The following is a 21678-nucleotide window of genomic DNA, read 5'->3' on the forward strand; positions in this document are numbered from 1 at the left end:
TCCGCTGCTTCGGCTACTAAGGCTCAAGCTAAGAAGCACAAGGCTTCCGCTGCTTCGGCTGCCAAGTAATCCGGCAGTAGCTGTGAAATTTCAAAAACGGGGACTTAGTCCCCGTTTTTGTTTTGCAAGGCACAACATGAAACGCCACCTCGCCGTACTGCTGCTCGCCCTGGCATCCGTCGCCGCCCATGCCGACGAAACCCCGGCGCAGCGCAATATCCTCTTTTTCGGCCATGACGACCGCCAGTTCGTCCCGCCGCCCTACCCGGCCCCGTTTGCGCCGGTGGGCCAGCTCACCACCAAAGCCGGCAATCTGTGCACCGCTACACTGATCGCACCTGACCTGGCCATTACCGCCGCGCACTGTTTCCTGATGGAACCCGGCCACCGCGACGATGGTGCATGGTTCAAGACCGGCGTGCACAAAGACCAGTACAGCGCACGCTACCAGGTGCTGGGCCAGGTGTTTCACCCCAAATTCCAGAAGGGCACCTTCTTCAAGAATGGTGACCTCTACATCCTGCCGGAAGCCTCGCCCTACGATATGGCGTGGATCAAGCTCAAGCTGGTCGACGGCACCGCGCCGGCGCCGATGAAACTGTTCAGCGGTGACCGCAAGGCGCTGGAAGCGGCCATTGCGCAGGCCGGCAACCAGGTGACACAGGCCGGCTACGCCGGCGACCACGACGATGTGCTGACCACCCACCGTGGCTGCGCGCTGAGCAAACTGCGCCGCGACAACACCATCCTGCACCGCTGCGACACGCTGTCCGGCGATTCGGGCAGCCCGATCTGGCTGGATACCCCCACCGGCCCGCAGCTGATCGCCACCCAAAGCTCTGCGCCGGACTGGTTCAAGCGCAAGAAGATCGACAACATCGGCGTGACGGTATTGCAGGCCCCACCGCGCCCCTGATTGACCGGTGAACTGGTTCGTCAGGCCTGAAAGCCGATACAATGGCTTGATTGAATGGAACATCCCCGCGCGGGAACGCTGTGACGATGGATATCAAAACCTATATGCAAGACGTGGGCCGCCAGGCCCGCGCAGCCAGCCGGGCCATGGCCAAGGCGGACACCGGCGCCAAGAACAAGGCACTGAACGCGATTGCCGACGCCATCGAGCGCGATGCCGCAGCGCTGCTGGCCGCCAACGAGCAGGACATGGCGCAAGCCCGCGCCGACGGCCTGGAGCCGGCCCTGCTCGACCGCCTGCAGCTGACCGACAAGACCGTGGCCACCATGGCCGAGGGCCTGCGCCAGATCGCCACCCTGCCCGATCCGATCGGCAATATGGGCGACTTCAAATACCGTCCGTCCGGCATCCAGGTCGGCAAGATGCGCGTGCCGCTGGGCGTGATCGGCATCATTTACGAAGCCCGCCCCAATGTGACGGCCGATGCTGCCGGCCTGTGCATCAAGTCCGGCAACGCCACCATCCTGCGTGGCGGCAAGGAAGCCTTCCATTGCAATCAGGCGATCGCCAAGCTGGTGCAGGAAGGGCTGCAAGCGGCCGGCCTGCCGGCCAGCGCGGTGCAAGTGATCGAGACACCGGACCGCGCTGCGGTGGGCGAGCTGATCACCATGACCGAGTTCGTCGATGTCATCGTGCCGCGCGGCGGTAAGGGCCTGATTGCCCGCATCAGCGCCGATGCGCGCGTGCCGGTGATCAAGCATCTGGATGGCATCTGCCACGTCTACATTGACGACGAAGCCGACCCGGACAAGGCCATCCGCGTCAGCGACAACGCCAAGACGCACCGCTACGCGCCGTGTAACACCATGGAAACGCTGCTGGTCAACGCCAACGTGGCCGACCTGATCCTGCCGCCGCTGGCCGAGATCTATCGCAGCAAGGGCGTGGAGCTGCGCGGCTGTGCCGCCACGCGCGACATTCTTGCCGATGCCATCCCGGCCACCGAGGAAGACTGGCGTACCGAATATCTGGCACCGATCCTGTCGATCAAGATCGTCAACGATCTGGACGAAGCCATCGACCATATCAACACCTATGGCAGCCACCACACCGACGCCATCATCACCGAGAACTACAGCAAGGCGCGCCGCTTCCTGCGTGAAGTGGACTCCGCCAGCGTGATGGTGAATGCGTCGACCCGCTTTGCAGATGGTTTTGAGTACGGTCTGGGTGCTGAGATCGGCATTTCCACCGACAAGATCCACGCCCGTGGCCCGGTCGGTCTGGAAGGGCTGACCAGCGAGAAGTGGATCGTGCTGGGCAACGGCGAAATCCGCATCTAAGCTGATGCTTACAGGCTTGGCCCGCCATGCGGCGGGCCATTTCATTTTCGGCAAGGCATGAACGCACTCGGCATTTACGGCGGCAGTTTCGACCCCATCCATCACGGCCATCTCACGCTGGCCCGCACCCTGCGCGACTGTTTTGCGCTGCCGCAGGTACGACTGATCCCGACCGGCCTGCCGCCGCATCGCGCGGTCAGCCGCGTCAGCCCGGCGCAACGGCTGGCCTGGGTGCAACAGGCCGTCGCGGGCGACCCTGGCCTTGCCGCCGATGACCGCGAAGTGCGCCGCAACGGCTATTGCTACACGGTGGAAACGCTGCAGGAAATCCAGCGCGAGCAGCCCGATGCGCTGCTGGTGTGGCTGATCGGCGGCGATTCGCTGATGCAGCTGGACCGCTGGCGCGATTGGCACACCCTGCTGGAACTCGGCCATCTGGTCGTGGCGGCCCGGCCGGGCTACGATCTGGCCGCATTGCCCGTTGAAATTGCAGAAGAATTTGCCAAACGGCACGTTTCTGCCACGCCGCAGGCTTTGGCTCGCGGTAAAATCAGTTTATTACCCAGCCCGCTGCTGACGGTGTCATCGACCGAACTCAGGGAAAAACTGGTGCGCGGCGAAGACGTCAGCGCGCTCACCCCGGTGGCCGATGCCGTAACGCAGAGCGGGCTGTACCGTTTTTAAAAGGAAATCGAATGAACGAACTCACCCAGTCCATGCGCGACGTCGCAGTTGCCGCGCTCGAAGACATCAAGGGCAAGGACATCCTGTCGCTCGACACCACCCAGTTGACCGACCTGTTTGACTGCATGATCGTTGCTACCGGCGACTCCAACCGCCAGGTACGCGCACTGGCCAACAACGTGTCGGTCGAACTGAAGGCCAAGGGCTACGAGATCGTCGGTACTGAAGGCGAAGAAGGCGGCGACTGGGTACTGGTCGATGCCGGCGAGCTGGTGGTGCACGTGATGCTGCCGGCAGTGCGCGATTACTACGATCTGGAGCAGCTGTGGGGCGGCCAGAAGCCGACCTTCAACCCACTGGGCAAGAGCTGGAGCGCGCTGTAAGCGCCTGCTCGCATCAACGACCGCAGATTGCGCGCAAGCGGCATCAAGAACCCGGCCTGGCCGGGTTCTGGTCTTTTGCGGCAAGGGAAACGCCGGCGCGCGTGATTTGATTCCACGATCACGCCCCTATTGCCTGGATGGTGTGGGTCTAACCCCCTGCCGCGATTCGTTTTTCCGAGCGATCTGCAGCCTATAAAACATAAAGTCATAACTACAGATTCTTTTTCTTTTATCCATTTTTTGGATACATTTGCGAAATTGAATCAATTCGCTCGCTAAGAGCCCGCATCGAGTACGCATGAATACCCTCAGCCACGCCCGTCTGACGCACCTCAAGCAACTGGAAGCCGAGTCCATCCACATCATCCGCGAAGTCGCGGCCGAGTTCGACAACCCGGTGATGCTGTACTCGATCGGCAAGGATTCGGCCGTGATGCTGCATCTGGCCAAGAAGGCCTTTGCCCCCGGCAAGCCGCCGTTCCCGCTGATGCACGTCGATACCACCTGGAAATTCCAGGAAATGTACAAGCTGCGCGACAAGCAGAAAGCCGAAGGCTGGAACCTGATCACCTATGTGAACGAGGAAGGCGTGAAAGCTGGCATCAACCCGTTCACCGCCGGCAGTGCCAAGCACACCGACGTGATGAAGACCGAAGGGCTGAAGCAGGCGCTGAACAAGTACGGCTTCGATGCCGCCTTCGGTGGTGCACGCCGCGATGAGGAAAAGAGCCGCGCCAAGGAGCGCGTGTATTCGTTCCGCGACAAGAACCACCGCTGGGACCCGAAAAGCCAGCGCCCGGAGCTGTGGAACATCTACAACTCGCGCATCGACAAGGGCGAATCCATCCGCGTGTTTCCGCTGTCCAACTGGACCGAGCTGGACATCTGGCAGTACATCTTCATGGAAAACATCGAGATCGTGCCGCTGTACTTCTCGGCCGAGCGCCCGGTGGTGAACCTGAACGGCACGCTGGTGATGATCGATGACGATCGCATCATGCAATACCTGACGCCGGAGCAAAAGGCCAGCATCGAAACCAAGTCGGTGCGCTTTCGCACCCTGGGTTGCTACCCGCTGACCGGTGCCGTCGAATCGACCGCGCAGACGCTGCCCGAGGTGATCCAGGAAATGCTGCTGACCACCACCAGCGAGCGGCAAGGCCGCGTCATCGACCATGATTCGTCAGGGTCGATGGAGAAGAAAAAGATGGAAGGCTACTTCTAAACGACCGCATGAGCCTACTGCGCAAGGCCAAGCCTGCGTTGTGCGCTCCTCGCCATCCTCACGTACCCATGTACGTTGCGGTGGCTGCGGTGCTGACGCCTTGCCTTGACCTTGCTCGCTACGGCTCCTGCAGCCGTTTTGCTTGAATTAACCGGAACACAAGACGATGTCCCACCAATCCGACCTGATCGCCAGCGATATTCTTGGCTACCTGAAGCAGCATGAGAACAAGGACATGCTGCGCTTCATCACCTGTGGCAACGTCGATGACGGCAAGTCCACCCTGATCGGCCGCCTGCTGCACGATTCCAAGCTGATCTTTGAAGACCAGCTGGCAGCCATCCAGAAAGACAGCCAGAAGTACAACACCACCGACCAGGAAATCGACCTGGCGCTGCTGGTGGACGGTCTGCAGGCAGAGCGCGAGCAAGGCATCACCATCGATGTGGCCTATCGCTACTTCAGCACCGACAAGCGCAAGTTCATCATTGCCGACTGCCCGGGCCACGAGCAGTACACGCGCAATATGGCGACCGGCGCCAGCACCTGCGATCTGGCCATCATCCTGATCGACGCGCGTTATGGCGTGCAGACGCAAACGCGCCGCCACAGCTACATCGTCAGCCTGCTGGGCATCAAGCACGTGCTGGTGGCCGTCAACAAGATGGATCTGGTCGATTTCTCCGAAGCACGCTTCAACGAGATCAAGGCCGACTACCTGCAATTTGCCGGCGACCTGACCATTCCGGACATCCGCTTCGTGCCGATTTCGGCGCTGCGCGGCGACAACGTGGTGAACGAATCGGCCGCCACGCCGTGGTATGAAGGCGATACGCTGATGCAGCTGCTGGAAAGCGTGGAAATCAGCCAGCGCGCCAGCCTGGATGCCTTCCGTCTGCCGGTCCAGTACGTGAACCGCCCCAACCTCGACTTCCGTGGCTTCTGCGGCACCATCGCCGCTGGCCACGTGCTGCCGGGCGACCAGATCGTGGCGCTGCCATCGGGCAAGACCTCCAAGGTCAAAGCCGTAGTGACCTTCGAGGGCGACCAACCGGCTGGCTACGCCGGCCAGGCCATCACCGTGACCCTGGAGGACGAAATCGACGTCAGCCGTGGCGACATGCTGGTGCGCGCCGGTGATGCACATCCATTCATCTCGCAGGCCTTCAGCGCCCACGTGGTGTGGATGAATGAAAGCCCGCTGCAGATCGGCAAGGAATACGCGTTCAAGCTGGCCGGCAAGAGCGTGTTCGGCAAGGTCACCGCGATTGCCCACCGCATCGACGTGAACAGCATGGCGCAAACCGAAGCCAGCCAGCTCGGCCTGAACGAAATCGCACTGGTGACGGTGGAAGTGAATGCGCCGGTGGTGTTCGATGCCTATGCGCAATGCCGCGGCACCGGCAGCTTCATCATCATCGACCGCTTGAGCAACGCCACTGCCGGTGCGGGCATGATCACCGGCAGCCAGCAAGCCAGCAGCGAAGCATCGCTGAGCGAACTGGAACGCTACCGCGCGTTCGAAGTCGAACTCAACGCATTGGTGCGCAAGCACTTCCCGCACTGGGGCGCCAAGGACATCGGCGCCCTGCTGGGCAAGTAAGCGCCGCCAGCAAAACCCTGCTGGGCAGCACGCAGGTGGTACGTTTTGTACTGCCTGCGTTTCGCGCACTTTGCCTGCACCAGTTACACTGGGTTTTGTCAGCGACTCTCACCACGGAGCCGGCGCAAGCCGGCTTTTTACTGCCATGAAAAGCTTTGCACAACTGCTGGCCGTGCATCTGGGCGCCTTCCTGCTCGGCACCGGCCTGTTCTATCTGGCACTGGCACAAGGCTGGCTGAGCACCGCCAGTCCGTTTCTGAGCGTGTTCTTCTATCGCGGCGTCACCTGGGCGCTGATTGCCGGCGCACTGGTGTTCGCGCTGGTGGTCTTCATCAAGCTGCGCTGGCTGCCCGCTCTACTGAACTACCGCGACGGACTGATGGCAGCGGTGCTGGTCTGCTCGCTCAGCATCCTCTACTTCACCCACATCCCCGTCACCGCCGACCGCTCGGTCACCATCTTCATGCTCGGCTACATGAACGACCACCCCGGCCAGACCCTGAGCGAAGCCGAGCTGGAAGCCGCCTTCGTCGGCAAATACGTGCACGAATACCGTGCCATGCACCGCCGGCTGGACGAGCAGGTGAAATCACAAACCGTAGAACAAACCCCGCAAGGCTACCGCCTGACCGAACGCGGCAAGAAGCTGATGGCGCTGTACGCCGATACGGTCAGCTCGCTGGGCATCGACGACCGCTTTGTGCATCCGTGCAAGCTGGGGTGTACACCGGGCAAGCCGTAACGGCCTGCCGTTTCAGAGCGCTGCGCCCTGGCGGCGCGCCCAGTTGGCCGTGTTGAGGATGGTGTCGTCAAGGCTGGTCCAGACAGACAGCCCCTGCGCCCTGGCGCGGGCGATATCCGGCACATAGCGCGACCCCACGCCGGCATTGGCGGTATCGGCAATCACGATGAGCTTGCCCGGCGCCAGCAGATCGCGCGCACGTTCGGCGAGTTGGGTAATCAGGATTTCCTGATCCGAACCGACGTTGTATGCCATGCCGGCCTGACCATCGACCAGCAGCGTCAACAGCCACACCGCAAGATCGGCTCCGTAGAGATAGCTGCGCCACACCGGCGTGTGCGAGCGCACAGTGATCTCTGGCCGGAACAGTGCATCGCGGATGAAGTTGCCTATGGCGAAATGCCCATCCAGCGACAAGCCCGGCCCGCCAAATGCAAAGCAGCGGGTAAACAAGCACTCAAGGCCATACTGTTCGGCGTACAGGCTGGCTAGTGTCTCCAGCGCGCGTTTCGATTCACCGTAGGCACTGCCGGGTTGGGTGGGATCGCACGCCTGCGCGGCATCATCCGGCTGCCTTGCAACATCCAGCCGCTGCGGCCCGTATTGCGCCCCCGAGCCGGTAAACAGCAAGCGGCTGCAGCCACGCTGCGCAGCCAGATCAAGCACATGCCGGCCGCCGTCGAGTACAGTGTTGAAGATGGTCAGCTTGTGCTTGTGCGCATCGGCCGAGGTATCGGTTGCCGCATGCAGGATGTAATCGACCGGCCCGGCTTCCAGCATGATGGGGGACTGCACATCACCCCGGCACCAGCGCAGCCAGCCCGCCTGGCGATAATGTGGTTCCTGCACCAGAAAGCGTTCGGGATCGCGCGATAACGCCACCACCGTGAGCGCCACGCCCTGCGCCTGCAGATGATCGCAGCAGGCCAGCAGCCAGCGGCCAAAAAAGCCCGTCGCCCCCGTCAGCAGCACGGTTTTGCCATGCAGTGCGGCCAATCGGCCCGGCGTGGGCAGCAAGCGGGCAAAGTCAGCGGCAATCAGCGGGTCTTGCAGGTTCAACGCCATGCGGCAACCCGGCCCAGGATTTCTGCAGCGGTGCTTAAGACCGGCACATCGAGGGCGGCAAGGTCACCATAGCCCCAGTCCACACCCCAGAACTGCACACCAGCCTGTCGCGATGCCTGCTCGTCGCCTGCTGTATCGCCGATATAGATTACCGCATCGGTTGCCAGCCCGTGCTCGACCAGCAGGGCCGACACCATCTCGCCCTTGGCCGGATAGGCTGGCGTGCGGGCATCCAGCGCGTAGACTGCGCGGAAATGCCTATCCCAGCCCAGCGCCTTGATGATGCGCTCAGTGGGGTGCAATCGCTTGTTGGTAGCGATGAACAAGGGCACGCCGGCCAGCACCAGTGCTTTCAGCATGGCATCGACGCCGGCATAGGCCGGGGTGGTCAAACAGCCTTCGCCGTCGTACCAGGCCTTGAAATCAGCGGCCATCTGCACCAGCAAGGCGGGGTCTTCCACACCGCTGATGCGCGCGAGCGTTTGCATCAGCGGCGGACCGATCAGCGACTGTTCAAGCGGGCACCGTGCGGTAACCCCATTGTTCTCCAGCGCAAATGCAAACCCGCGCAGGATGGCATCGGCCGAATCGACCAGGGTGCCATCCAGATCAAACACGATCGCGTTCAATGCCACAGCTTAGAGGCCGCGCTTGAAAATCTGGTCACGCAAGCTGGGGTTAGAAGCATATGGACTATCCACATCGGTAATCAGCAATGGCTGATCTGCCTTCAGTGCTGAGGTCGTGCGCTGGCCCGTCATGATTTCGCGGCAGGACAGTTGTCCCTTTTGCAACGGGATTGCCAGATAGAAATCTTCGTCCGCATTTTCATGACGGAACTCATAACCCGCTGGCAAATCACGCTTCAGGTAAACGCCCCGCACCAAAGCCTCGAGGTATTCCACCTCCCTCCGCGACGGGATGCGCTTGTGCTCGCGGCTGCCGCCACACATCTCGCGCGCCTTGTGAAAGGCCTTGAACCACTCATCGATCTGATGCGGCAACGAGCAATACGGGGATACCGGAATGCCGTCGGCCTCAATATCGATATGGCGCTCCCATGTCCGTGCGCCCTTGGCATACGAGAGCAACATTGATGAGTGCCAGTCGGTATATTCATGCGTGGAATAACCAATCACCAGATCAGGATAGCGATGGCGCAAATAGTCGATCTGGTTCAGCTCCAGCTCGCCATCCTCGCTCGGATAGAGCGACACACAGTGGTTGATGGACAGCGGGATGTTGCGACTGGAAAAGAACTTGACCAGGTCATCCAGATCCTTGCCCGACGAGCCCCCAGAGGACACAATCACCGGCTTCTTGGTCTTGGCGATTTTTTCCAGCAAAAACCAGTCATTCAAATCGGAGCTGGCCACCTTGAGAATGGGCAGATCAAGTTCGACGCAGAAATCGACCGAGGCTTCGTCAAACGCCGTCGCCATCGGGATGCACCCCTGCGCCTTGATGGCATCGATCAGCACGCCGTACTGCGCCTTGGTCAGCTTGGTCGCTTCGGTCTTCTTGATGTAGCGGATATCCTCACGCCCCTTGAAGTCCTTCTGAATGAAGTGATCCCCATCGCGGAACTGCAGCTTGATGGCCGCGCGCACATTGTTGAAGCGCACCACCTGCGCAAAGTCATTGATAATGCGCAAGCCGCGCTCGACACTGCCCCAGTGATTGTTGGCCAGCTCAAGAACGAACAGGTTGTGGAAGATTTCGTTATTCATAACATGCCTCAATATGCGTAAAAGACCGTGTCAAACGTGTTGTACGCATGCCTTAAAGTACGGATCTTGTAGTCCATTCCCAGGGAATGAATAAATTCCGGGATTTTGTAAATATCATCCCAGCGATGATATCCGGCAAGGGCCAATACCGGTCGTGACTTGCGGATCAGACCTCGGGCGCCCTCCAGTGCGGGCAAATCGTGCCCCTCTACATCCAGTTTGAGAAAGTCGATCTGCGCATTGCCCAGGCATGCATCCAGACTGACCACTGGCAGCCGGTCACTCCCGGATTGGCCTATTGCGCTTGCTTCCCCACCGCCGGCATTGAACCCAAGCAACGCTGGCGCATCAGACAAACCAGCAGGGATGCTCGTTACCGGAAATGGCAATGCCGGCGCAGCATTAGCCAGCAATCTATAGTTGTTCATATCGGGCTCGAATGCCCAAGCCTGGCCAATGGACAAATGGCGAGCTGCCTCGGCCAGTGTCGCACCGTCATAGGCACCGCCATCGACAAAATTGCACCCGGCCCGAATCTGGCTGCACATGAAGGACGGGAAATATTGTGGTGCGATATCCGGAACCGACCCCGTTTCAGGGGCATGCCCAAGCCGGAAATCAAGCAGTGCGCGCATCGTCGCAGTGCTGGCATCATCCTCCAGCAGGGCAATGGCATCTTCGATACGCGATTGCCCCACTGCATAATCTTGCTTGCCGGTCAGCCAGTAGCGCCAACCCATTTCACTGGCCACGAAATCGAAGTACTGCTGCGGGTGTACAAGCTGGTTCAGTCCCAAGCCAAGGCAAAACGCACGAATGCGTGCATAGTCTGCATCCTCGCCTCGATTGAAAATACCCAGCCAGATCGGCTGTGCACGTTGCTGTTCGTTCAGTGCATGTATGCTGGTCACTGGCAAACCAGCCACATCCGGCTGAATACCCTGCGCAGAAATGACAAAACCATGCACGCGTATCCCGAGCCTGAGCAACGCACGCGCAAGATCACGCGCAAACCCACCGGCGCCGAATATTCGCACCCCATGCATCCGGGCTTGCTGCCAGATAGCCTCGCTACCGAGTTGCGACAGATCAAGCATGGTGCGTTTCCTTGCGCGGGATTGCGTGAATGGCCAACGCCTCTGCGCGTACCGCTTCAAGCTCGGCTTCCGCGATAAAGGGGAACATGTCATCCAGCTCCGGCGTGTGGAAGGTACCGTCGCTCCCCATGCGTGATTTCAACCGGGGTTCGAAGCTTTGTTCAGAATCGACCTCAAGCTGGATCAACTGCGGGCCATCCTGCTGCAGCATTGTGTGCAACGCATCAAATTGTTCCCGCACTGCAATGCGTTGCGCAGGCAAGCCATACGCACCGGCAATCGCCGTAAAGTCGGGAAAATCAACCCCCGAATCCGGATGAGCGCCAACAATCTGGCCAAAGAAGTTTTCATGCGTCTGCTTGATCGACAGATAGCCGTTGTTGTCGATCACCACCACGATGACATTGAGCTGCAAAGTGCGCAGTGTCTGCAGCTCCTGAATGTTCATTTGCAAGCTGCCGTCGCCGGCAAAGCAGATCACTCGCCGCTGCGGCGCTGCGATGGCTGCACCAAGCGCAGCCGGCAGATCGTAGCCCATGGAGGCCGAGCCGGAATTGCTGAACATGCGCTGGCCGCTGGTCAAATGGCCGGTCTGGAACGGAATGATGCACGCCGATGCATTGCCGCACACCACGATATCGTCGTGGCGCAAATGCCTGAACACGAAATCGATAGCCTGATAAGGATTGATCCGCTCGCCGGTCAGATGATGCGGCTGCAGCACCGGATAGCGCGTACGCAAGCCCACACACCATTGCGCCCACGGGCTGTAGTCAGGCAAGGCGGGGCAGGTTGCAAGATACGCATCGAACGCCAGCACGAAATCACGCGCATCAGCAGCAACGGGAACATGCGCATTGAAAATCGGTTTACTCAATTCGGCCGGGTCAATATCGACGTGCACCACGGTCGCATTTTTGGCAAAGGCCGGCCAGTTGTAGCTCACCTGCCGGATGTTCAAGCGCGAGCCGATCACGATCACCAGATCGGCATTCTGCACCGCAAAGTTGCCAGCACGGGTACCGATGGTGCCGGGTCGGCCTGCAAATAGCGGATGATCGCTGGCAATCAGGTCATGCGTCCATGCCGTCGCTAGCGGAATGCCCCGGCGCTCGGCCAACGCCAGCAAGGCGTCCTGCGCACCGGCAAGACGCACACCGGTACCGCCCAGCAACACCGGGCGCTGGGCCTGACTCAGCAACTCATGGATGTGTGCCAGCGGCAACTCTATCTTGGGCTCGGGCACGATTTCAGCGGGCTGGAATGCCACCGGCTCGGTTGCCGACTGGATATCGAGCGGAATATCCAGCCACACCGGCCCAGGTCGGCCCGTGCGACATTCATGGAGCGCCTTGGGCAGCAGCACAGCCAGTTCCGCGGTTGATAGCACAACGTTGGCCGATTTCGTCACCGGCCTTGCCATGGCAGCTACCGGTGCTTCCTGATCACCCAGCTGCCGCAGACCCTCAACCTGCTTGTAATCAAGCAGGGTATCGCGTTTGACCTGGCCCGAGATCACCAGCATGGGAATGGAGTCGGTATACGCGCCAAACACCCCATTCAGCGCATTGATGCCGCCGGGGCCGGTGGTGACGTTGACCACGGCAGGTTTGCCACTGATGCGCGCATAGCCCTCGGCAGCCATAGCGCATGCTTGCTCGTGGTGCATATAGGTGCATTTCAGTTTGGGATGGCTGGCAAATGCCTGATTCAGGAACATGGCACCACCGCCTGTTACGGCAAAAACCTGCTCGATCCCCTGCTCAACCAGCCAATCTGCAATTTGTTCGGCAACCCGTTGCATATCCATTTCCATTCAAACTGTTGCTGCAAGGCTGCCGCCGATACGGCGGTAGCGTACTGTCAAAAATTGACGCCGAGGAAGGTTTCCAGGCACGCGCAGATGTACTCCAGCTCCGCCTCGGTCAAGCCCGGCCACACCCCGATCCAGAAGGTATTTTCCAGAATGCGGTCGGTATTCACCAACGGTGTGGCAATGCGGTAGTTGCGCCCCTGCATATATGGCTGGCGCACGATATTGCCGGCAAACAGCAGGCGTGTGCCGACCTTTTTCTGATCCAGATAGTTGAGCAGATCGACGCGCATGGCCTGCGCTTCCGGCTTGAGCGTGATCGGGAAGCCAAACCAGGCCGGGTCGCTGCCCGGTGTGGCTTCGGGCAGCAACAAGAACTCGCTGCAACTGGCGAGGCGCTCGGACAGCCATTGGAAGTTGGCCTTGCGCGCGGCAACAAAGCCTTCAAGCCGCGAGAGCTGTGCCAGCCCGCAGGCGGCCTGCATGTCGGTGATCTTGAGGTTGTAACCCAAGTGCGAGTAGGTGTACTTGTGGTCGTAGCCTTCCGGCAGGTCACCCAGTTTCCAGCAGAAACGCTTGCCACAGGTATTGTCGCGGCCCGGCGCGCAGTAGCAGTCGCGCCCCCAGTCACGGATCGATTCGGCAATCAGGCGCAGCTCGGCATTACTGGTGAGCACGGCGCCACCCTCACCCATGGTGATGTGATGCGCCGGGTAGAAACTGAGCGTGGCGATGTCGCCGAAACCGCCCACCTGTTTGCCCTGATAGGTAGAGCCCAGCGCGTCGCAACAGTCTTCCACCAGCCACAGATTGTGCTGCTTGCAGAAAGCCGCCACCGCAGACAGATCGAATGGATTGCCCAGGGTGTGGGCGATCATCACCGCCTTGGTTTTGGAGGATAGCGCAGCCTCGAGCAGCGACACATCAATGTTGTAGGTCGGCAGGCTGACGTCGACAAACACCGGCACCGCACCATTCATGATGATGGGATTCACCGTGGTCGGGAAACCGGCAGCAACGGTAATGACTTCATCACCCGGCTTGACCGCGCGCTCGCCCAGCAGGTGCGAAGTCAGCGCCGAGAACGCCAGCAGATTGGCCGATGAGCCGGAATTGGTCGTCAGCGCGAATGCCGTGCCCATCACCTTGGCGAGCTTTTGCTCGAATTCGGTATTGAAGCGGCCGGTGGTCAGCCAGCCATCCAGCACCGCTTCGGTCATCAGCTGCAGCTCCGGCGCACCGATTACCTTGCCCGAGGGCGGGATGGCCGTCACTTCGGGCACGAATTCCCGGGCCGCAAACTGCTGATCCGCATATTCGCCGACCAGCCGGATGATCTCCTGCCGCAAGGCCACCTGATTCATACTGCACTCCGCTCTTGTTCTGCGCCGTATTCGGCGATCTGATTCAATGTAAATGCGCGCATGTCCTCGCCATCGTGCCAGGCGCGATACCATGCAACGGTTTTCTGCACGCTCTGCCGCAGGCGCCAGCGCGAACGCCAGCCCAAGTGGGCGCGCGCCAGGCTGCTGTCGAGTTTGAGCAGGCCAGCCTCATGCGGGCCCTGTGCTGCGTCGATGCGGATTTCACCGCTGCCCCAACTTTGCGCCACCAGTTCGGCAATCTGGCCGACCGGCACGCAATCGTCGTCGTTGGGGCCAAAATTCCATGCCGATGAGGGAAGTGGCGTCCCCTCGAACAGACACTCGGCCAGGCGCAGATAGCCGGCCAGCGGGTCCAGCACATGCTGCCACGGTCGTACCGCGCCGGGCCGGCGCAAGGTCATAGGCTGGCCGGCAGCAAACGCCTGCACGCAATCGGGCACCAGCCGGTCTGCAGCCCAGTCTCCACCGCCGATCACGTTGCCCGCGCGCGCCGACGCAATCGCCAGACCGGGGCGCGCAAACGACAGGCGCATGGCCGTCGTCACCAGCTCGGCAGCAGCCTTGCTGGCGCTGTACGGGTCATGTCCGCCCAACGGCTCGTCCTCGCGGTAAGGCCACACCCATTCCTTGTTTTGATAGCACTTGTCGGTGGTCACGATCACCGCTGCGCGCACGCTGGCGGTTTTCACCACCGCATCCAGCACGTGTGCAGTGCCCATCACATTGGTGGCAAAGGTCTCGACCGGGCTTTTGTAGCCCTCGCGCACCAGCGGCTGTGCCGCGAGGTGCAGCACAATGTCGGGCTGCACTTGCGCGATTGCGGCTGCAACGACCTCGGCCGAGCGCACGTCGGCCCAGATCGTCTCGACTTCATCGGCCGTGAACTGGCACAGGTCAAACAGCGCCGGCGATGTGGGCACGCCATTGCTCAAACCCGTCACCCGTGCGCCCATTTTCAGCAGCCACAGCGTAAGCCAGCTGCCCTTGAACCCGGTGTGGCCGGTCAGCAAGACCCGTTTGCCACGCCAGAATGCATCGTTCATGCCCAAACCTTCCATGGGGCGCTACCCGCAGCCCACTGTTCTTCAAGACGGACCTTGTCGCGCAAGGTATCCATGGCGGCCCAGAAGCCATCATGCTTGTAGGCCGCCAGCCGGCCCGACGATGCCAGCCGTTCCATCGGCTCGGCTTCCCAGATCGTCTCGTCGCTGTCGATCAGGTCGAACACTTCCTGACCCAGCACGAAGTAGCCGCCATTGATCCAGCCCCCATCGCCCTTGGGCTTTTCCAGAAAACCGTTCACCAGCGGATCATTGCCCATATCGAGCGAACCATAGCGGCCTGGCGGTTGCACCGCAGTCACCGTGGCCACGCAACCCTGTGTGCGCCGCTCGCGATGGAACTCGATCAATTTGCCGATATCCATATCGACGACACCATCGCCATAGGTAAAGCAAAAGTCGTGCTCGCCGTGCAGATATTCCTTCACGCGCGCCAGCCGCCCGCCAGTCATCGAATTCGCGCCAGTATCGACCAACGTGACCCGCCATGGCTCGGCATGGCGTTCGTGCACGGTCATCTGGTTGTTGGCCAGATCGAAAGTGACGTTGGACGCATGCAGGAAATAGTTGGCGAAGAACTCCTTGATCACATAGCCCTTGTAGCCCAGGCAGATGATGAAATCGTTGATCCCGTAATGGGAATAGATCTTCATGATGTGCCACAGGATGGGGCGACCACCCACCTCGATCATCGGCTTGGGCTTGAGGTGCGATTCCTCGCTGATGCGCGTTCCGAGGCCACCGGCCAGAATCACTGCTTTCATGATTGCTCCCCTTCGGTTTTTTTCTGCCCGGGAAAATTGATGCGCTCGCGCTCGGTCACCAGCGGCATGCCGCGCACATGCATCAGGATGGTAGCCACATACTCGCCCAGCAGCCCCACCATCATCAGTTGCAGGCCACCGAACACGAACAGGCCGATGATCAGTGGCGCAACGCCGACCGAAAAGCTGCTCCAGAACAGCAACTTGTACAGCATGTAGCCCAGCGCGATCAGAAAGCTCACGATCGCAACGAAGAACCCACCGAATACCATGATGCGCAGCGGCACGCGCGAATGCTTGACGATGCCCAGCATGGCGATGTCGTACAGCGTGTACCAATTGTTCTTGGTAATGCCTGCATGGCGGCCGGGCTGCTCGAACACGATTTTCTTGACCGGAAAACCCAGCTCGCCCACCAGCCCGCGAAAGTACGGATACGGATCACGAATTTTGCGCAGCTCATCCAGCATGGCACGGTCATACAGTCCGGCACCGGTCGCATCATTGATCAGTGGCGCATCCGAGATCTTGTTCAGAAAGCGGTAGTACGCCTTTCTGAACGGCTCCATCAGGCTGTTGCTCTCGGCGCGCGGCTTGACCAGCATCACGGCCTTGAATCCCTTCTGCCAGCCATCGACCAGTTCTGCAATCAGCTCGGGCGGGTCTTGCAGGTCGGTTGCCAGACAGATCACTGCATCGCCCGGCGCTTCAAGCAGGCCATGGTAGGGGGAGCGGATATGGCCGAAATTGCGGTTGTTGACGATCAGCATAATGCGCGGATCGACCGCACAGCGTTGCTTGACCAGCGCAACCGTATTGTCGGTCGAGCAGTTGTCGATGATGAGAAAGCGAAATTCGATGTCCGGAATAGTGGCGGTTGCCGCGATCGCCCGATCCAGGAAGAGGTTGATGTTGTCCTCTTCGTTAAAACACGGCCCCAGTATCGTTACTTGCTTCATGCCCGAAACACCATGTTCTTGTTCAAAAAATAATTGATCGGAACCATCGCCAGTATGGTGATCGCCCCGGCCAGATAAGTATCAACACCCAATCGGTCCAATGCAAACAGTGCGCACAGGCTGATCAGATAACCGACCAGATAGCCGAGATAAAACCTGGGGATCTTGCCTAGCCCTTTTTCTCTGAATACCAGGCGCCCGGTTGAGAAATAATTAAACAGAATAGACAAGAGGGTCCCAAGCAGGGAAGCCAATGTGTAATGCAGCCCCAAAAAAATGAACAGCGCGAAAATGCCATAGCCGACCAGCGTATTGATACCGCCGACCAGCAAGAATCGAAACAGGGTCGAATTTTTCCAGAAATGCGTCAGCATGCCTGAGGGCTTGTCGCGGGATTGATCACTGAGCACTAGCGCTTCTTCAGAAATGGAACTTGCTTCACATCCGTCACCGGTGCCAGATAATTGCTGGCATCCCCGTGGCTGGCATCGAACACATTGGTAACCAGATCCGGCCGCCAGCGTGGCGTGAGCAGCGAACGCGCCATTTCGTGCAGCGGCGTGACCGCACCGATCAGCAAAAACAGCAGCAGGGGAGCGATCCAACTGATGCGCGGCCAACGCCAGCCCCGGCCAAAACGGATCAACTCGGCGCTGCTCAGCATGGCCAGCATGGCCAGCGCAGGGATGGAGCCACGCATGGCAAGGTCGCTGTTGGGACCAAACGAATACAGTGGCAACATGAGCAAAATCGCCACCAGGACGAGCAGCAGACGCCGCGGTCGCAAACGATAGAGCGCAATCGCGAACAAACCGAACTCCAGCACCACGAACAGCAGGTAGTTTTCCCAGAAGCGTAGCGGGTCGGGAATCATCCGCCACCCCCAACCGGATGCAATGCTGGAGCTGCGGTAGGTCAAATAGGTGCCCAATACGAGGAAGCCCGGCACCCAGGCCAGCCAGGCAAACCAGATTCGGCCATCACGCCACCAGCGCTCGCTCACTTGGCGCGCCATATAGGCCAGTTGCAAGCCAACCAAGCCGATGGATACCAGTGGTGACCACAAGGCGCTGGAAAAAAACATCAAGCCGAGCCACGGCAGCAACACCGGCTTGTCGAAATGGCGATACAGCAACAAGCCAAGCAGCCAGCCAGGCAGCGCATGGTTGGGCACCCAGAACAGCAGCGTGGCATTGCTGGAATACTGAAAATACTGCCCCCACCATTCCAGATGCTGTACGGAAAAAAGATCGCCGAGTTTGGCCGACGAGGTCAGCAGCAAACCGGCAATATCGAGCCCGCTGAACAGCATGAATACCAGCACGGCGATCAGGGCCGCTACGGGTTTCTTCATGCAGGCGGCCACCTGCATCAAAGTAAGCCACACCCCCAGCCAGGTCCAGACGAACAGCCAGAAATCGGCAAGGCGCAGCGAGGTCAGCTTGCCCAGCCCGGCCGCGACGAGAAAATAGCCCAGGGGGGCGCGCAGCAACGTTGCCCCGCTGTCTCCACGGTAAAACACCGGCCAATCCGCAACCACCAGATCACGCAGCACCGCATCGCGTATTCGCCAATCGAATGCATTGGCATAAAAAAAGTGTCCGGCGCCGCCCAACAGGCTCCAGCAAATGGCAATCAGTCCACAACACAGCACCACACGCTTGGACAGCGCCGAGGGTGCGGCAAAACCCAGCGATTCCCGGGCAAAAAACAAGCCGGCCAGCATTGTCACCAGCAAAATCATGGCATAGCGCAGCTCAAGCCAGCCCACGATAAAAATCAGCGATGGCACCAGCACATAAAGCAGGCATGCCACGTCAAGCCGGTCCAGCTTCGAGGGCTGGATAGCATGACCCGGGCCCTGGGGGGCATATGCGTCCATGGGGTGATGCGGCATATGCGCCCTACTGCTTGCATGCATAGAGGTATTGTTCCTTGATGCGCCCCGGCAAGGGGATCTGCCACGACTGCAGGGGCGCGCGGGTGGTCTTGGCCTCGGTAATTACAAAGTCCAGCGTGCTGTCTGCATGACAGAAGTCATCCAGTATCTTCTGGTTGAAAACACAGCGCTGGCCCGTTTCTGCGGCCTTGTCGAGACATTCCCGGTACGGGGTTTCAAAATCCTGCGCCAGCCGCAAGCGCGGCGTGCTGCCCATGGCGAAATCACGGCTAAACAAGGTGGCTGCCGCTGTGTGCCCCAATGCGTAGCCGGAACGATTCATGGTCAGCCACGTCAGCGGCGTCGCAGTGGCCCAGTACACCGTTGCGTGATGGGGCACCAAACGATCAAACGGATTGTTGCCCGCTGCCGTGTCGGCAACCCGGATCCAAGGTGGACGATGGTCCCAAGCAGTCAGCGAGATGCAAACCAGCAAGCTCAGCATCAGATAACGCAGCCCTTTGCGCCTTGCCAACAACAACGGCAGCATGCCGAGCAAGACCAGCGCGGCCAGCGAAGCGCCCGAAAAGGCCGTGAAATATTTGAAATAGGCCTGGTTGAAAATCGCAAGCATGTTGGCGGATTGCGCGCTCAATCCAGCCACATATCCACATAACACACAGAACGCGAGCAATGCGGTTAAAGCAAAAGCCACGCGCGGCGGAAAGCGGACCGGACGCGGCCACAATGCCAATGCCACCGCCAACACCATGACCGGGTAAAAGTAGTACACCGACCAGATCAGAAATGCCGCAAACACCAGCAATAGCGCGGTCAGTTGCCATTGCACGCGGGCCGGCCCGTCATGGGCAAACATGCATGCCAATGCCACAACCGCCAGCAACTGCGCCAACCAGGTTGCGCGCCATAGCTGCAACGAGGTCAGCAAGACATTGTGGAAAAGATCGGTCGCAAGATAGGCCGCGAGCAACGCAAGCACGCAGACCGGCAGGTATACCTTGATCATGCGACGGAATGTTTCATCCATGCCCGGCAGCGCCAGCGACAGCCCCAGGGTCAACAGCTGCCAGCAAACACGCATCCAGTCGTGCTCGGGCCAGTTAGCCAGAAATACGGCAGCGTTGCTCATTTGAGTGGCAAGCAACCAGTCATGGTCATACTGCAGCAAAGGGTGATCAAATGGCGGCTTGTGGGCCAGAATCAATGCGGAAAGCGCCAATACGGGCAGCAGCAACCATAGCAGACGCTTGCGCCACGGAAGCCACGTTGCTATCAGCAAATGACACAATATCAGTCCGGGCAGCGCCATCAGCGGATGCATGGTAGCGGCCGCCAGCATGAGCACGCTCGCTACCCATATTTTTCGCGCAAGTAAGGCGCCGATTCCGAAGATGACCAGGAATTCAGCAATCGGACGGGCGGTCAGGAAACCCTCGCCAACGACAAAAATATGCCATCCGCCATAATGCATGGGCAGCGCCATGATCAAGCACACGGTGATGACCAGCACCGCAGCCCCATAGCGGCGCAGCAAGGCAATCAACGCCAGCGCATAGCTAATCTGCACCGCAAAAGTCAGCAGCTTGGTCGCTGGCGACAACCCCATCCACTGAATCAGGCTGGCATAGCCACGTGTAAAAAGCGTGAACCCGCCCTGATAGCCAAATTGAATGAAAAGATCATTCCGATAAATATCCGGATAGACCATTGCCAGGGCCTGGCCCGCATACAGCACGCCGTCATGGAAAATGCCGACATACGGATGTGCCAATAGCCAGACGGCAAGAACAAGGACCACTGTTGCCTTGCCGGGAAGACGTTGCAGCGCGAAAAAAAAACGACTCATGGGCACGGAATCAGTTGGGAGAAATGAAAATGGCGGTCAGGACCGGGGCATTATAACTGGCCAAACTGGCAACTCAGTATCCGTGATTGAATTAATCCGCACGGTCCCGGCAAGTTGGAAAGGCACGCTCAAACCACGAAAAATGGGGGCCAGCAGCCCCCATCCAGCCCCGGGCATTTGCATCAGCTACGGCAAATAGGTGGCCGATAGGCATTGGGCAGCGTCGTTGACGACTGGCAATTCCATACCAGGGCATCATCAGGCACCACCCCGACAGCAAGCAACGTGCCGCTGCCATAACTGGGATTAAACACCAGATTGCCATTGCCAGCCCGCGAGGTTGTCGTCACGGTGATGGTGCCATTGGCAGAATCGATGCTGACCGAGGCCACATTGTCGGTACTGGCCGGCGAAACCCAACCGGCATCAAATGCAGCGCCGCTGAAGGCATTGTCCGCGACGGCCTTGCGCGCAGAATCGGCAAAGTTCAATGCCTCGGAGACGCGCGCGCGGACTGTGTAATCCTGATAAGCCGATACTGCTGCAGCAGCCAGGATCCCGATAATGGCCACCACGATCATCAGCTCGATGAGCGTGAAGCCGCCCTGTTTGCAATTTACTTTCATGCTGCGTCCTCCTTGGAAAACGCAATGGGCAGCAGCAACCGGCACGCTTGAGAAAAAAGGGGGCCAACGCCCCCTTTTTTCCCTTGCAGGGTGCTGAAACCTGCTGGATCAGCTTAGCTGCGGCACTGCGACGGACGATACTTGTTCGGCAGGGAAGACGAGCTCTTGCAGTTCCACTGGATGGCATCACTCGGTACGGTACCATAAGCCAGCGCGCTGTTGCCGCTGCCATAAGTCGGAATGAAGATCATGGTGCCGTTACCAGCCTTGGAAGTAGTAGCCACGGTGATGACGCCAGTGGTGCTGTTCACGCCCATCGAGGTGACGTTTTCGGTCGAGCTCGGCTGGGTCCAGCCTGCGTCCAGGTAAGCGCCGTTGGCCGCATTTTCTGCCACGGTGGTCTTGGCGGCATCAGCGAAGCTCAGTGCTTCCGATACGCGGGCACGGACGGTGTAGTCCTGGTAAGCCGGAATGGCGACTGCGGCCAGAATACCGATGATCGCGACCACAATCATCAATTCGATCAGGGTGAAACC

Annotated in this window: 21 protein-coding genes; 7 read left to right on the forward strand and 14 right to left on the reverse strand. The window is 59.8% G+C overall.

The genetic code is table 11. From position 1 onward, the window contains the following. Positions 1-136: 136 nt before the first annotated feature. From B9A19_RS20645 to B9A19_RS20675, 7 genes are all read left to right on the forward strand, one after another. Positions 137-916 (forward strand): trypsin-like serine peptidase, encoded by a 780-nt coding sequence (locus B9A19_RS20645; protein WP_084093045.1) that lies wholly within the window; start codon positions 137-139, stop codon positions 914-916. An 86-nt stretch (positions 917-1002) separates the two neighbouring features. After that, the gene (locus B9A19_RS20650) at positions 1003-2259 is read left to right on the forward strand and encodes a glutamate-5-semialdehyde dehydrogenase (RefSeq protein ID WP_084093046.1); all 1257 of its coding nucleotides are present in this window, start codon (positions 1003-1005) and stop codon (positions 2257-2259) included. 57 nt (positions 2260-2316) lie between these two features. Beyond that, a complete protein-coding gene (nadD, locus tag B9A19_RS20655; protein ID WP_084093047.1) occupies positions 2317-2943 on the forward strand; it encodes a nicotinate-nucleotide adenylyltransferase in 627 nt (208 codons plus the stop codon). A gap of 11 nt (positions 2944-2954) precedes the next feature. Beyond that, positions 2955-3326: a ribosome silencing factor gene (gene rsfS, locus B9A19_RS20660; protein ID WP_084093048.1), complete on the forward strand. Its 372-nt coding sequence runs from the start codon at positions 2955-2957 to the stop codon at positions 3324-3326. A 298-nt stretch (positions 3327-3624) separates the two neighbouring features. Then, the gene (gene cysD / locus B9A19_RS20665; protein ID WP_084093049.1) at positions 3625-4551 is read left to right on the forward strand and encodes a sulfate adenylyltransferase subunit CysD; all 927 of its coding nucleotides are present in this window, start codon (positions 3625-3627) and stop codon (positions 4549-4551) included. 166 nt (positions 4552-4717) lie between these two features. Next, a complete protein-coding gene (gene cysN / locus B9A19_RS20670) occupies positions 4718-6154 on the forward strand; it encodes a sulfate adenylyltransferase subunit CysN (protein WP_084093050.1) in 1437 nt (478 codons plus the stop codon). 145 nt (positions 6155-6299) lie between these two features. Beyond that, positions 6300-6896, forward strand: a complete 597-nt coding sequence (locus B9A19_RS20675) for a hypothetical protein (protein WP_084093051.1) — start codon at positions 6300-6302, stop codon at positions 6894-6896. A 12-nt stretch (positions 6897-6908) separates the two neighbouring features. Here the strand turns inward: B9A19_RS20675 and B9A19_RS20680 are convergent, their stop codons facing one another. The 14 genes from B9A19_RS20680 to B9A19_RS20745 form a co-directional block, all read right to left on the reverse strand. Further along, on the reverse strand, positions 6909-7961 hold the full coding sequence (locus B9A19_RS20680; protein ID WP_084093052.1) for an NAD-dependent epimerase/dehydratase family protein: 1053 nt from the start codon (positions 7959-7961) through the stop codon (positions 6909-6911). After that, positions 7952-8590 carry an HAD family hydrolase gene (locus B9A19_RS20685; RefSeq protein ID WP_084093053.1) on the reverse strand — a complete coding sequence of 213 codons (639 nt, stop codon included), beginning with the start codon at positions 8588-8590 and terminating at the stop codon, positions 7952-7954. Before B9A19_RS20685 ends, B9A19_RS20680 begins: the two co-directional genes overlap by 10 nt. Positions 8591-8599: 9 nt before the next feature. Continuing rightward, entirely contained in the window at positions 8600-9691 is a 1092-nt protein-coding gene (locus B9A19_RS20690) for an N-acetylneuraminate synthase family protein (RefSeq protein WP_139799031.1), read from the reverse strand. 8 nt (positions 9692-9699) lie between these two features. Further along, on the reverse strand, positions 9700-10788 hold the full coding sequence (locus B9A19_RS20695) for an FkbM family methyltransferase (RefSeq protein WP_176217048.1): 1089 nt from the start codon (positions 10786-10788) through the stop codon (positions 9700-9702). Further along, positions 10781-12592, reverse strand: a complete 1812-nt coding sequence (locus B9A19_RS20700; protein WP_084093064.1) for a thiamine pyrophosphate-binding protein — start codon at positions 12590-12592, stop codon at positions 10781-10783. The genes B9A19_RS20695 and B9A19_RS20700 overlap by 8 nt, the downstream gene beginning before the upstream one ends. A 59-nt stretch (positions 12593-12651) precedes the next feature. Beyond that, a complete protein-coding gene (gene rfbH, locus B9A19_RS20705) occupies positions 12652-13965 on the reverse strand; it encodes a lipopolysaccharide biosynthesis protein RfbH (RefSeq protein WP_084093056.1) in 1314 nt (437 codons plus the stop codon). Then, positions 13962-15029: a CDP-glucose 4,6-dehydratase gene (gene rfbG, locus B9A19_RS20710; RefSeq protein ID WP_217807136.1), complete on the reverse strand. Its 1068-nt coding sequence runs from the start codon at positions 15027-15029 to the stop codon at positions 13962-13964. Before rfbG ends, rfbH begins: the two co-directional genes overlap by 4 nt. After that, positions 15026-15811 carry a glucose-1-phosphate cytidylyltransferase gene (gene rfbF / locus B9A19_RS20715; RefSeq protein ID WP_084093058.1) on the reverse strand — a complete coding sequence of 262 codons (786 nt, stop codon included), beginning with the start codon at positions 15809-15811 and terminating at the stop codon, positions 15026-15028. Before rfbF ends, rfbG begins: the two co-directional genes overlap by 4 nt. Further along, a complete protein-coding gene (locus tag B9A19_RS20720) occupies positions 15808-16770 on the reverse strand; it encodes a glycosyltransferase family 2 protein (protein ID WP_084093059.1) in 963 nt (320 codons plus the stop codon). The genes rfbF and B9A19_RS20720 overlap by 4 nt, the downstream gene beginning before the upstream one ends. Beyond that, positions 16767-17180, reverse strand: a complete 414-nt coding sequence (locus tag B9A19_RS20725) for a GtrA family protein (RefSeq protein ID WP_217807137.1) — start codon at positions 17178-17180, stop codon at positions 16767-16769. The genes B9A19_RS20720 and B9A19_RS20725 overlap by 4 nt, the downstream gene beginning before the upstream one ends. After that, the gene (locus B9A19_RS20730) at positions 17180-18586 is read right to left on the reverse strand and encodes a hypothetical protein (protein ID WP_139799032.1); all 1407 of its coding nucleotides are present in this window, start codon (positions 18584-18586) and stop codon (positions 17180-17182) included. Before B9A19_RS20730 ends, B9A19_RS20725 begins: the two co-directional genes overlap by 1 nt. A gap of 88 nt (positions 18587-18674) precedes the next feature. Continuing rightward, complete coding sequence (locus tag B9A19_RS20735; RefSeq protein ID WP_084093061.1) at positions 18675-20516, reverse strand: hypothetical protein; 1842 nt, start codon at positions 20514-20516, stop codon at positions 18675-18677. A 182-nt stretch (positions 20517-20698) separates the two neighbouring features. Beyond that, complete coding sequence (locus B9A19_RS20740) at positions 20699-21142, reverse strand: pilin (protein ID WP_084093062.1); 444 nt, start codon at positions 21140-21142, stop codon at positions 20699-20701. Between the two features lie 113 nt (positions 21143-21255). Next, a partial coding sequence (locus B9A19_RS20745) for a pilin (RefSeq protein ID WP_084093063.1) occupies positions 21256-21678 on the reverse strand: 423 nt, incomplete at its 5' end.

Origin of the sequence: Andreprevotia lacus DSM 23236 (genome assembly GCF_900176275.1) — a bacterium.
GTDB lineage: Bacteria > Pseudomonadota > Gammaproteobacteria > Burkholderiales > Chitinibacteraceae > Andreprevotia > Andreprevotia lacus.